General features: G+C 60.4%; 12 protein-coding genes. 2 read left to right on the top strand and 10 right to left on the bottom strand.

The genetic code is table 11. From position 1 onward, the window contains the following. Positions 1-9: 9 nt before the first annotated feature. From RVY89_RS03615 to RVY89_RS03570, 10 genes are all read right to left on the bottom strand, one after another. Positions 10-1,209, bottom strand: coding sequence for a nicotinamide mononucleotide deamidase-related protein YfaY (locus RVY89_RS03615; RefSeq protein ID WP_484826921.1), 1,200 nt, complete (start codon positions 1,207-1,209; stop codon positions 10-12). A gap of 93 nt (positions 1,210-1,302) precedes the next feature. Then, a complete protein-coding gene (locus RVY89_RS03610; RefSeq protein ID WP_257260627.1) occupies positions 1,303-1,842 on the bottom strand; it encodes a YfaZ family outer membrane protein in 540 nt (179 codons plus the stop codon). 124 nt (positions 1,843-1,966) lie between these two features. Then, entirely contained in the window at positions 1,967-3,328 is a 1,362-nt protein-coding gene (gene menE / locus RVY89_RS03605; RefSeq protein ID WP_484826920.1) for an o-succinylbenzoate--CoA ligase, read from the bottom strand. Continuing rightward, the gene (gene menC, locus RVY89_RS03600) at positions 3,325-4,290 is read right to left on the bottom strand and encodes an o-succinylbenzoate synthase (RefSeq protein WP_484826919.1); all 966 of its coding nucleotides are present in this window, start codon (positions 4,288-4,290) and stop codon (positions 3,325-3,327) included. Before menC ends, menE begins: the two co-directional genes overlap by 4 nt. After that, the gene (menB, locus tag RVY89_RS03595) at positions 4,290-5,147 is read right to left on the bottom strand and encodes a 1,4-dihydroxy-2-naphthoyl-CoA synthase (protein ID WP_484826918.1); all 858 of its coding nucleotides are present in this window, start codon (positions 5,145-5,147) and stop codon (positions 4,290-4,292) included. The genes menC and menB overlap by 1 nt, the downstream gene beginning before the upstream one ends. Further along, positions 5,144-5,920, bottom strand: coding sequence for a 2-succinyl-6-hydroxy-2,4-cyclohexadiene-1-carboxylate synthase (gene menH, locus RVY89_RS03590; RefSeq protein WP_484826917.1), 777 nt, complete (start codon positions 5,918-5,920; stop codon positions 5,144-5,146). The genes menB and menH overlap by 4 nt, the downstream gene beginning before the upstream one ends. Then, positions 5,917-7,587, bottom strand: a complete 1,671-nt coding sequence (gene menD, locus RVY89_RS03585; protein WP_484826916.1) for a 2-succinyl-5-enolpyruvyl-6-hydroxy-3-cyclohexene-1-carboxylic-acid synthase — start codon at positions 7,585-7,587, stop codon at positions 5,917-5,919. The genes menH and menD overlap by 4 nt, the downstream gene beginning before the upstream one ends. Positions 7,588-7,675: 88 nt before the next feature. Continuing rightward, positions 7,676-8,971 (bottom strand): isochorismate synthase MenF, encoded by a 1,296-nt coding sequence (menF, locus tag RVY89_RS03580; protein WP_484826915.1) that lies wholly within the window; start codon positions 8,969-8,971, stop codon positions 7,676-7,678. Positions 8,972-9,057: 86 nt separating this feature from the next. Then, positions 9,058-9,363: a stress response protein ElaB gene (gene elaB, locus RVY89_RS03575; RefSeq protein ID WP_008500219.1), complete on the bottom strand. Its 306-nt coding sequence runs from the start codon at positions 9,361-9,363 to the stop codon at positions 9,058-9,060. 53 nt (positions 9,364-9,416) lie between these two features. Continuing rightward, positions 9,417-9,878: a GNAT family N-acetyltransferase gene (locus RVY89_RS03570; RefSeq protein WP_484826914.1), complete on the bottom strand. Its 462-nt coding sequence runs from the start codon at positions 9,876-9,878 to the stop codon at positions 9,417-9,419. A 71-nt stretch (positions 9,879-9,949) separates the two neighbouring features. Here RVY89_RS03570 and rbn point away from each other — a divergent pair, with 71 nt between their 5' ends. Next, on the top strand, positions 9,950-10,867 hold the full coding sequence (rbn, locus tag RVY89_RS03565; RefSeq protein WP_484826913.1) for a ribonuclease BN: 918 nt from the start codon (positions 9,950-9,952) through the stop codon (positions 10,865-10,867). 64 nt (positions 10,868-10,931) lie between these two features. Further along, the gene (locus RVY89_RS03560) at positions 10,932-11,936 is read left to right on the top strand and encodes a chemotaxis protein (protein WP_058841552.1); all 1,005 of its coding nucleotides are present in this window, start codon (positions 10,932-10,934) and stop codon (positions 11,934-11,936) included. Positions 11,937-11,985: the final 49 nt, after the last annotated feature.

Below are 11,985 nucleotides of genomic sequence, written 5' to 3'. Positions count from 1 at the left end.
GCACAGGCGTTACTCGATGAACAGCGACTCGACCACATGGATCCAGCCGTGCTCGCTGGCCACCTCTTTGCCATTCAGCCAGCGGCGCAGCATGTTCAGCGCCATCATCGCGCACACCTCCTGACGCACCGCCAGGCTGTGGCGGGTGATGCTCATTTTTACCCGCAGGGCCCAGGTGCCTTCCGGGGTCGCCAGCGCGAAGTTAAGGTATTCCTCGTCCAGCCCGCCGACAAACAGCGCCAGACCGGCAAAATGCTTCACCCTTCTCTCGGACGCCCAGCGGGCGGTCTGCGCCAGGGTCTCCTGCTGGAACGGCACCACTTCGCTCGCCAGCAGCGGCGCGTTGACGCGCGACAGCTGGAGCGCCAGCAGGCCACCGGTGAACTGCTCGCTTAAGGTCACGCTGAGCTGACGCGCCTGCAGCTGCGTCGCAATCTGTGCGGGCAACCCTTCCGTACCTTCAAAGATCAGGCTTTCGCCCGCCACGCGCTGTACCTCGGGCCACAGAGCCAGCATAGCCTCTTTCTGTTCGGCCGGGCCTGTCAGCTTAAGTTCAATGATCGGCATGGAGGAGCGATAGCCCATGGACACGCCCGGCGGCAGCGGAAGGTGATCGAGACTCTGGGCCAGATCGCTTTCCGAGCGGCCAAAAGTAGTCAGACGCAGGCACAGCGGCGGTTCCGGCAGGGTAAAACGATCGCGAAGGCGCGGCAGGATCTGCTGCTCGACCATCACTTTAAATTCTGAGGGCACGCCCGGCGTGAAGAACATCAGGCAGCGGTTCAGCTGCATGGCAAACCCGCACGCGGTACCGACCGGGTTATCGACCAGTTCAGCACTGGCAGGAATTTCAGCCTGTTTGCGGTTGCTGGGGGCCATGACGCGACCGCGTTCGGAGAAAAAGCGCTCCATCTGCGAGAGCCACGCCTCGTGCAGCACCAGCCCTTCGCCTTTTGCGGTCGCGGCGGCCAGGGCGCTGAGATCGTCGCTGGTGGGGCCGAGCCCACCGTTCACAATCAGCACGTCACAGCGTTCACTGCGCTCGCGCAGAATAGCGACCAGTGACTCAAGATTGTCGCCCACCGTATTGCGGCGCGTTAACGGTAATCCTTGCTCAAAGAAAAGATCGGCAAGCCAGGCAGCATTGGTATCAATAATTTGTCCATGCAGCACTTCGTCGCCGGTGGATAACATCTCCACGTTAATCATTATGTTCTCCCGCTTATTTGGTCAAAACACTATAGCGCAAACGCGGGGTGGAGAAGAGAGAAACTGGCGCGACAGAACGCCGCGCCGGAGTGATTAGAAGCCTGCGCTGACGCCCACGTACGGGCCGTCGGCCAGCGCGTTGTCGCGGTTGCCGTCTTTGCCGGCCAGGTTCAGATAGCGATAGCCCGCTTCGATGGTAATCGGACGCATGATGGTCCAGCGCGCGCCGGCGTTGGCCTCTTCATAGCTCTCGATACCGCTTGAGAGGGAATCCGGTGAATAGTAGTACTCACCAAACAGGCCGAAGCTGTCGCCAATTTTCCACTGCAGGCCGCCGCCTACTGCCGCCGCGTACCCTTCGTCACCGTCATTTGGGTTGGTATAGATACCTTTACCGCCGACGGTGGCCAGGAACGGGCCAAGAGGAACGTTCAGACCCAGGCCGAGGCTGGCCGCGTCGCCGTCGTCATCGTTATGCGTCCAGCCGCCGGTCATCGCCAGACCGGAAGTCTCGGTCCCCATGCCAAAGCCCAGGTGGGTATAATCCTGACCCGCCGAGCCGTTAATGCTGATGGCGTTAGCCGCCGCAGATACAACCATCAGGCCGAGGCCCAGTAATGCCACTTTTTTCATTGTCGTGATCCCACACAATTATTATAAAGAAGTCCCAAAACCGCGAGATTTTAACCGGAGTCTTCCGGGGATCAAGCACTCTGCGTGCGGCAGAACGGTAGATTGTAACTATTTGAAACGGCTGTTATCCCTTCAGCGATGCGTTGACCCACTCCTGCAACGCGCGACGTGAGACTTTAATGCCGCCATTTTTGAGTTCAGTCGGCAACAGCAGCCAGCGGACGGGTTGCTCAAAACGCGCCACCTTATCCCGCACCCAGTCAGGTAAACAGGTGATATCCGTTCCCGGCTCGCACTCCACTACCGCCACCGGACGTTGCCCGAATTCAGCGTCGTCCAGCGGAACGATAAACACCTGGTTAACCTGCGGGTGCGTGGCGATAACGCGCTCCAGCGATTCCGGCTGGATCCCTTCTCCGCCGCTAAAAAAGAGGTTGTCCATGCGGCCAAGGATCGTCAGACGGCCGTCATGCCATTCGCCGCGATCGCGTGTGGCGAACCATCCCTGCTCGTTAGTCAGCGGAATCAGTTCGCCATCCCGCCAGTAGCCTGAGGCCATGCTTTGCGCCCTGATCCAGACTTCCCCGTTAACGACCTGCACCTCTCTGCCCGGCAGCGCACAGCCCACGTCCGGCTCGCCGTCCGCCTCTTTCGCGCAGACGGTAGAGGCAAACTCGGTCAGACCGTAGCCGCAGAAGGTGCGTAAATCCTGCTCTCGCGCCTGCTGCGTCAATTCCACAGGGATGGCGGCCCCGCCCAGCAGTACCGCTTTCAGTGCGACAGGCTGGTGGGCATTAAGCAGACGCCAGAGCTGGGTTGGCACCAGCGAGGCGTGTGTGCAGCCTCGGAGAGCCTGCTCCAGAGGCTGTTTCTCGCGCACGGTTAACCGCGCGCCGGCCTGCAGCCAGCGCCATAAAATCCCCTGGCCGGAAACGTGGAACAGCGGTAGCGAAAGCAGCCAGTCGTCGTCTTCACCGTAAGGCATCAGCGACAAAACGCCGCGCGCGCTCGTAAGATGGGCCTCGCAGGTATGGACCGCCGCTTTCGGCAGCCCGGTGGAGCCGGAGGTCAGCGTCATGGAGGCCAGCCGCGCCGGTTGCCACGCTGGGCAATACGCATCGTCTGTCTCGTGCATGCGCAGGGCAGGAAGAGCGTCGTAGCTGCCGTCCAGCACCAGCGCAAAGCGCAGCGTCATCTGCGGGAGCAGCACGTCCAGCAGCGGGCGCGGCAGCTGTGGATTAGCGGGAAGAATACGCGCCCCGCACTGGAGCAGCGCCAGCCACGCCAGCAGGGTTTGCGGATGATTATGGGCCTGCAGCAGCACGCCGCAGCCCTCCTCCACCCCCTGCCGGTGAAAGCCCGCCGCAAGGCTGTCGATGCGCGCGCACAGCTGTTGCCAGCTGAGCACCTCGTCGTTCAGCCTGAGGGCCGGTTTATCGGCAAACTGTGCGCACCAGTGTCGCCACGGCCAGTCGTTAAAACTCATCGCAACGGCTCCAGCGCCGCGACGTCGAGGCACGGCAGCGCGCTGTCCGGCCACGAGCGGACAAGCTGAGCCTGCATCAGGTTCAGCGTGTCGAGGCCAGGAACCGTATCCGGCGTTAGCCAGGCGGCAATGCGCGCCAGCTGGGTTAGCCCAAGGCTGGACTCAATCGACGAGCTGATGACCGCCGTCAGCCCTGAGGCGTGCACCGCCGCGACCTGCTCGCGCACCTTCGCCAGGCTGCCGGTCAGCGTCGGTTTAATCACCACCGCGCTGACGCCGGGCTCGGCGACAAATTCAAAATCGTCCTCGCGCAGGCTTTCATCCCAGGCGATGGCAATCCCCGTTTCGCGGGCAAACGCGCGCGACTCGTCGCGGGTTTTGCACGGCTCTTCGAGGAAGGCAATGCGGCTGCGGTATGCCGGGTTGACGTACTTCGCAAACTGCTGCGCCTTGAGCGGCGTCCAGGCGCGGTTGGCGTCCAGACGCAGGTGCAGATCGGGAATCGCCTCCAGCAGCAGGTTGGCGACCATGCCGTCGCGCACCGCCTCGTAGAGCCCAACTTTAATTTTCGCCACCTTCTCCCCCGGCATGGCGGAGAGCAGCGCGAACAGCTCGTCAGGATCGCCCGTGCAGAGCGGCGCGGCGCGGTAATTCCCCGCTTCCGGCAGGCTACCATCCAGCTCAGCCAGCGCGCAGCTGATACCAAAAGCCGCGGAGGGCACCTCCGGCAGCGCCGGATCCGCACCCTCGCGCCACGCGTCCGCCCACGCCAGCAAGGCCGTCTGAGCGTCATCCAGCGACTCGAGGCTAAAGCCCGGCAGAGGCGAAATCTCGCCCCAGCCTTCCCGCTCGCCCTGCTGCAGATGCACGAAGAAGCCGTCACGGGTTTTTAACCGCCGTTCACGCAGCACCACGCCCGCGTCCATCGGTATCTGCCAGCGGTAAACCTGCGCGCGACGCATTACGGATTCCGTTTGTATTTGCTGAAGTCCGGCTGGCGTTTTTCGTTAAACGCGTTGCGCCCTTCCTGACCCTCTTCGGTCATGTAGAACAGCATGGTGGCGTTACCCGCCAGCTCCTGCAGACCCGCCTGACCGTCACAGTCGGCATTGAGCGCGGCCTTCAGGCAGCGCAGCGCCATCGGGCTGTTTTGCAGCATTTCACGGCACCAGCGCACGGTCTCTTTTTCGAGATCGGCAAGCGGCACCACGGTGTTCACCAGCCCCATATCCAGCGCTTCCTGCGCGTTGTACTGACGGCACAGGAACCAGATTTCGCGGGCTTTTTTCTGTCCGACGATGCGCGCCATGTAGGAGGCTCCCCATCCGCCGTCGAAGGATCCCACTTTCGGGCCCGTCTGGCCGAAGATGGCGTTCTCGGCGGCAATGGTCAGGTCGCACATCATGTGCAGGACGTGGCCGCCGCCGATGGAGTAGCCCGCCACCATCGCCACCACCGGTTTTGGACAGGTGCGGATCTGACGCTGGAAGTCGAGGACGTTCAGGTGGTGCGTACCCGCGTCGTCCTGGTATCCGCCGTAGTCGCCGCGCACTTTCTGATCGCCACCGGAGCAGAACGCTTTCTCGCCTTCGCCGGTCAGGACAATCACGCCAATGTTATCGTCGTAGCGCGCATCCGCCAGGGCCTGAATCATCTCTTTCACGGTCAGCGGACGGAAGGCGTTACGCACCTGGGGGCGGTTGATGGTGATTTTGGCAATACCGTCGGTGGACTTTTGGTAACGAATGTCGGTGTAGCCTTCGGAGCAGTCCTGCCATTCAACCGGGGCGTAAAGCATGTGTTCATCAGGGTAGATCATAGAGTGTCCTTTATTCGAAGACGCAGTATCTGAGCCAGACTTGCCGCAACCGCATCGGGGTTTTCCCGGTGGGCGTTGTGTCCGGCGTTGGGAATTTCATGACGGACGGCGTTCAGCTCCGCGGCAAGGGCCGCAAACTTCTCATCACGTTCGCCATAGAGATAATCAAAAGAGAAATCGCGCGCGCTCAGGGCGGCACGCAGGTCAGGCTGCACGGCCAGCGAGGTCGCCTCGAGCATCTTCGCCAGCGCCGCGCCGCTGTTCTGGCTGCGCAGGGTAATCAGCGCGTCGCGCTGGGCGTCCGTGAGGGAGGCGAACACGGGCTGTTGGTACCAGTCAGCGAACACCTTCTCCAGCGGTTCGCTGCGAAAACGCGTTGCCCAACGGCGGTCGGATGCCAGCCGCGCATGTCGCGCATCGGCATCCTGCAGGCCTGGATGTCCGCCTTCTACCGTCACGCCCAGCAGCCCCTTTGGCTGCTGGCAGGCATGGAACATCGCAATGCGGCCGCCGAGGGAGTACCCGATGAGCCAGAAATTAAGTATGTTGTAACTAATCAGAGTTCGGGTGAGCAACGCGCTCATCTCGTCAAAGCCCGCGACACCAAGGTGCCGGGATCCACCGTGACCCGGCAGATCCAGATACAGCCGGGGGTAGTCACGGAGTCGCTCACCAACGGCCTGCCACTCGCGGCAATCTCCGGAAAAACCGTGCAAAAAGACCAGCCAGGGATAGCCTGCTTTTCCGGCCTGCTGCACGCCTGAGAGGATCACAGCTGGCTCACCTGCGCCAGCAGGCTTTGCAGGGTCTGCGCACCGACAGCCTCGTTCACCACCAGCTCAATCAGCGTCGCGCCGGGCTGTTTCCAGGCCGCACCGAGCGCGGCATCCAGCTGTTCCCAGCTTTCCGGGCGATGATATTTCAGTCTGAACATCGCCGCGGCGTGTTCGAAATGCACGTTCTGCGGCATCAGATAGAAGCGCTCGCGCTCGCTCTGCGGCGTAGGCAGCAGAGAGAAAATCTGCCCGCCGTTGTTGTTGACCACAATCAGCACGAACGGGGCTGACGCCTGACGCAGCAGCGCCAGCGCGTTGAGATCGTAGAGTGCGGAGAGATCGCCTACAATCGCCAGCGTCGATTTCGCGCTGGCTCGCTGCACGCCCGCCGCCGTGGAGATCAGCCCGTCGATGCCGCTGGCGCCACGGTTGCTGTACACCGGGTAGCCCGCGGGCAGCTGCGAAAAAGCGTCAATCAGGCGCACCACCAGGCTGTTGCCGACGAACAATTGCCCCTGCTCGGGCAGGCACTGGCGAATACGGTGTGCCAGCCCGGCCTCGCTAAACGCTTCACAGTGCGCTTTGGTCAGTTCCCACGCCTGGCGCGAAAGGTCCGGGATGGCTACCGCCCAGGGCTTGCGTTTTTCAGCCGGATGAAGCGTCAGCCAGGCGTCGATACTGCTGACGAGACGACGACCGCGGTGGTGCGCCGGGTCAAGCCGCCCTTCCAGCGCGTCCACCAGCCAGTACTCTTCCGGCGTGCAGGTGGCCTGCCACTGCAGTAATCGTTTGCCGGTTAAACTCGATCCAAGCTGGACCACAATCTGCGCCTGCGACAGCTCGGTGACCGCTTTAGCATTACCCAGCCAGAGATCCGCGCACGGCAGCGGCTGACCGGTCTGAGAAAGTACGTCGCCTATCAGCGGCCAGCCCAGGGTTTGCGCCCATTCGGCAACCAGCTTGCCTTCGGCGGCGCTCATGCGCCCGGCAATAACCACGCCGCGCTTCTGCCGCCAGAAGAACCAGTCGCGCTGCTTCGCGCTCTCAAGATGCGTCTGCTCGCGCAGCCACGGTTTTTCACTCTGCCACCAGTCGCCGAGGGACTGCTGCCAGTCAAGACCCGTATCGTCCAGCTCGCCGTACAGCGGCTCGGCAAACGGGCAGTTGATATGCAACGCCCCGCTGCGCAGCGTCTCCATGGCGTGATCGACGGTGGAGACCAGCCAGCTTGCCGGGATATCCTGGGTGGGACGGGGTAACGAAATCGTCTGCGAAGGATGCGAAGAAAAGAGTCCCGGCTGACGGATGGCCTGATTGGCGCCGCAGTCGATAAGCTCTGGGGGACGATCGGCCGTCAGCAAAATAAGCTTTTCACCGGTTAACCCGGCTTCAATCAGAGCAGGATAGAGGTTCGCCACGGCAGTACCGGAAGTGACAATCACCGCCACGGGTTCTTTGCTGACCTTCGCCAGACCCAGCGCGAGATGCCCAAGACCACGCTCATCAAAGTGGGTGTGGTGAATCAACGCCCGGTTTTCAGCGGCCGCCAGCGTAAGCGGCGTTGAGCGAGAGCCCGGTGCAATACACACGTGCCTGACGCCATGGCGCGTCAGGGCTTCAAGGATCACCGCCGCCCAGCGTCGGTTAAAAGAACTTACTGACATGAGATTGTCCGGTATCAAGAATGCGACACAGTATAAATAATAGAAAAAATTGGAATTTTGATATGAATCGGGATTGCGCGATTCAGTATTAATCCCTTAGGAGCAGAGAGCGCAATCCGGCGGCTTTGTTTTCAATCTCCTGCCACTCCTGTTCCGGGTCAGACCCGCTGACAATGCCGGCACCGGCATAGAGCCGCAGGGAGTCATCCTGGACGCGAGCGGAGCGCAACGCCACGCAAAATTCACTCTGGTCAGGCGATAAATACCCGGCAGAACCGGCGTACCATTCGCGGTTAAAAGGCTCAACCTTCTGAATAAACTCGCGCGCAGGCTGTCGGGGTAATCCGGCAACGGCCGCTGTCGGCTGTAGCATATGCAGACACTGCTCATCATCGGCCTGTTTGAGCTCGGTCCAGATACAGCGGCGCAAGTGCTGCACTTTACGCAGGCGCACCACCTGAGGGGGCAGTACCTCAAGCGTCTGCGTATAGTGCTGAAGACGCTGGCAAATATCTTCCACGACCAGCATATTCTCACGCTGGTTTTTATCATCGTTCAGCAACCATTCGCCGAGACGCTGCGCCTGGCTATCATCGGTATGGCTGGCAACGGTGCCCGCCAGCGCTTCCGTGCGCAGCAGCTTGCCGCGCCGCCGCCAGAGACGCTCGGGGGTCGAGCCAAGAAACGCGTTGCTGGCGTCGAAAATCATGCAGAAATGGTAGCAGTGTAAATTCAGGGCGCGGCTGGCCGCCATCAGCGCGACAGGGTTAACGCGCTGTGTGAACTGCAGATCGGTTGCCCGGGCGAGAACCACCTTTTCAAAGTCACCGCGCGCGATGGTCTCAGTCGCTCTGCGAATAAGCTTCAGCCATTCGGCCTGCTGCGGCTGATGGGTTTCGTGCTCAACCTGAACGGACAGCGGGCGGATAGGCCTTGCGGGACGGAGCTGCTGTAAAAAATCCCGCGCGGCGTGGGCATCTTCCTGAAGCGAATAATCGCTCCACAGCTGCAGGCGCAGCGTGGCGGTGCCGGCGGTACGCCGCCAGAGCAGTCGCGGTAAAAAGAGGCTGCCCTGCTCCGGATTAAAGGCGTTCAGGCCGCAGATGCGGGTATCACCTGCCGCGTTTTGCTCGCGCAAAAACTGCGTGGCTAATGCCAGCGATGAAAATGGGATAACCGCCCCCAGCGCGGCAAGCTCTTCATCGCCGTTACGCTGCTGCCAGTAAAACTGCGGATAGCACTGCTGCTCGCCAAGCCAGGCGAGAGGATCGAAGGCATCGTTTAACGGGAAAGAGACGTCGAAATGACGTATGCCGGGTGCTGCGGGTAACGCTTGCGAAAGCTGGGTACGCAGTTGCTCCAGCGCGAGGAAAATTGAATTCACGCGAACCTCTCCCTGTTAAAACCTCGTATTATACGGGGTACTGGCAATAAATAGCAGTACCCACGTATAGGGAGTGGTTAAGCGGCTTAACGTCGGGCCAGCAGCAGCCCCAGCACCAGCCCTACGGCAGCGCCCACGCCAATACCTTGCCACGGTTTTTCATGCACGTAATCATCGGCACGATACACCGCTTTTTTGGCGCGGTAGTAGTAGGTATCAGACGCATGGCTGACGCGGTTTTTCACTTCATGCAGCGCCTGCTCGGCGCGGGCTTTTAGCTCAATATATTTCTGATCGGCAGGGTCGCCCGAGGAACGTAACACCTCTTCCAGCGTTTCGCTCAGTAAGGCCAGGTCGTCGTCGATACGGGTATCCCAGGATTGAAATGACATATTTTTCTCCATGTTAGTACACCAGTCCGCTAACTATAGCCAACGACTCGCCATTACGCCTGCTTCGCTTCCCGCGCCATGCCGATGTGGGGAATGCCGTCTTCGTCATACACTTCCGTTACCGGCGTGAAGCCAAAGTGGGCATAGAACGACTGCAGGTGCGCCTGCGCGCCCAGGTATAACGCCTTGTCCGGCCACTGTTTCTGGCATGCCTCGAGCGTTTTCTCCATCAGCTGATAGCCCAGTTTTTCACCACGCGCGCTACCGCTGATGATGACGCGGCCAATGACGACAGGCTCAAAATCGTCTTCGCTTTTCAGAATCCTCGCATACGCCACCAGCTCGTTATTCCACCAGCCGAGGATATGGCGGTTCTCGCCGACGAGGTCGTCTCCGTCGATGTCCTGATACGGGCAGGTCTGTTCAACCACAAACACTTCGCAGCGCAGTTTCAGCAGGGCGTAAAGTGAATGAACGGTGAGGTCACTATGGTGTAAATCTTGCCACTGGATCATGTCAGTCTCCTTCCTGGGGTTCATCACGTTATACTAAACCCCTCCCCGTTCGGCAAAGGGCTGATTGCGTTATGGAACTGATTTTTCTGGGTACGTCCGCGGGTGTGCCAACCCGCTCACGGAACGTGACGGCGATACTGCTGGATCTTAAACACCCCACCCGCGGCGGGCTGTGGCTGTTTGACTGTGGTGAAGGGACGCAGCATCAGCTGTTGCACACCGCTTATCACCCCGGCAAGCTGGATAAAATTTTTATCACCCATCTGCATGGCGACCATCTGTTTGGCCTTCCCGGCCTGCTGTGCAGCCGCTCGATGGCCGGTAACGCCAACCCGCTAACGATTTACGGGCCTGAGGGTATTCGTGAATTTGTTGAAACCACGCTACGCCTGAGCGGGTCGTGGACGGATTATCCGCTGGAGGTCGTTGAGATTAGCGAAGGCCTGGTTTTCGATGACGGCGATTATAAGGTGAGCGCTCAGCCGCTCAATCATCCTGTCGAGTGCTATGGTTACCGCATTGAAGCGCATGACAAACCCGGCGCGCTGGACGCCGCCGCGCTGATGGCCGACGGCGTAAAGCCCGGGCCGCTGTTCCAGCGTCTGAAGCACGGAGAGACCGTCACGCTGGAGGACGGGCGCGTCATCAACGGCCAGGATTATCTCGCCGCGCCACAGCCCGGCAAGAAGCTGGCGATTTTTGGCGATACGGCACCGTGCCCGGCGGCGCTCACGCTGGCCCAGGGCGTAGACGTAATGGTGCATGAAGCGACGCTTGAAACGGCGATGGAAGAGAAAGCCAACGGCCGGGGCCACAGCTCCACGCGTCAGGCTGCGCAGCTTGCCCGTGACGCGGGCGTCGGGAGGCTAATCGTCACCCACGTCAGCTCGCGCTACGACGCGCGGGGCTGTGAAAAGCTGCTGGCCGAGTGCCGCGCGCTGTTCCCGGAATGTGAGCTGGCCGAAGATTTCGCTCAGGTCAGCGTTTAGTCCTTCATTTTTCCCTCAGGATGCCGATAACGATTAAAAGGTCAGCATTTCTCTCGAGGGTAGAATGGATAATTTCCAGAAAGATATTGATGACAGGGCGAATCTGACCCTGTCGAACCGTTTTGAACTGTTGCTGTTCCGTCTTGGCACCTCTCTGAACGAAAATAAATCTGAGCTGTTTGGCATTAACGTCTTTAAGCTGCGTGAAATTGTGCCGATGCCGGAGTTCACGAAACCCGCCGGGATGAAGTCACCGCTGATGGGAATGGTGAATATTCGCGATCAGGTGATCCCTGTGATTGACCTGGCCGCCGTGGCGGGCTGTAAGCCCACCACCGGGCTGAACATCCTGCTGATCACCGAATATGCGCGCAGCGTGCAGGCGTTTGCCGTGGAATCGGTTGAGAACATCATGCGTCTGGACTGGAAGCAGGTGCACGCGGCGGAAACCGCCGTCAGCGGTCGCTACATCACCAGCATTGCGTGTCTTGACGAGAAAACCGATACCAACGATCTGGCGATGGTGCTGGACGTTGAGCAGATCCTGTATGACATCACTCCGGCCAACCACGATCTTCACGCCACGAACCTGAAGACCACCAAATTCCATATCAAGCCGGGCGCTGTGGCCATCGTCGCGGAAGACTCCAAAGTGGCGCGCTCGATGCTGGAGAAAGGTCTGCAGGCGATGGAGATCCCGGCGCAGCTGCATATCACCGGCAAAGAGGCGTGGGAAAAAATTGGCGTGCTGGCCGCGCAGGCGCAGGCTGAGGGAGTTCCCATCACCGATAAGATCGCGCTGGTGCTGACCGACCTCGAAATGCCGGAGATGGACGGTTTTACGCTGACGCGCAAAATCAAAACCGACCCGATACTGAAAGATATTCCTGTCGTGATCCACTCTTCCCTTTCCGGCAACGCCAACGAAGATCATATTCGCAAGGTGAAGGCGGACGGGTATGTGGCGAAGTTTGAGCTGAACGAGCTGTCGTCGGTGATTGAGGAAGTGCTGGACCGCTCGATGAAGAAGATTGACGGGCCGTTGATTAGCCGGAAGCAGCTGGCTTAGGTCCTGTGCGGGCTGGTGCCCTCACCCCATCCCTCTCCCACAGGGAGAG

The organism is Enterobacter sp. 3U4 (assembly GCF_057224565.1).
The sequence above is the reverse complement of the archived record's forward strand: the minus strand, read 5'-3'. Positions and strand labels throughout refer to the sequence as shown.

Excerpts from the sequence above, each read along its gene's own strand:
- RVY89_RS03615 (WP_484826921.1), bottom strand. The coding sequence starts at position 1,209 with ATGATTAACGTGGAGATGTTATCCACCGGCGACGAAGTGCTGCATGGA.
- RVY89_RS03610 (WP_257260627.1), bottom strand. The coding sequence starts at position 1,842 with ATGAAAAAAGTGGCATTACTGGGCCTCGGCCTGATGGTTGTATCTGCG.
- menE (WP_484826920.1), bottom strand. The coding sequence starts at position 3,328 with ATGAGTTTTAACGACTGGCCGTGGCGACACTGGTGCGCACAGTTTGCC.
- menC (WP_484826919.1), bottom strand. The coding sequence starts at position 4,290 with ATGCGTCGCGCGCAGGTTTACCGCTGGCAGATACCGATGGACGCGGGC.
- menB (WP_484826918.1), bottom strand. The coding sequence starts at position 5,147 with ATGATCTACCCTGATGAACACATGCTTTACGCCCCGGTTGAATGGCAG.
- menD (WP_484826916.1), bottom strand. The coding sequence starts at position 7,587 with ATGTCAGTAAGTTCTTTTAACCGACGCTGGGCGGCGGTGATCCTTGAA.
- elaB (WP_008500219.1), bottom strand. The coding sequence starts at position 9,363 with ATGTCATTTCAATCCTGGGATACCCGTATCGACGACGACCTGGCCTTA.
- RVY89_RS03570 (WP_484826914.1), bottom strand. The coding sequence starts at position 9,878 with ATGATCCAGTGGCAAGATTTACACCATAGTGACCTCACCGTTCATTCA.
- rbn (WP_484826913.1), top strand. The coding sequence starts at position 9,950 with ATGGAACTGATTTTTCTGGGTACGTCCGCGGGTGTGCCAACCCGCTCA.
- RVY89_RS03560 (WP_058841552.1), top strand. The coding sequence starts at position 10,932 with ATGGATAATTTCCAGAAAGATATTGATGACAGGGCGAATCTGACCCTG.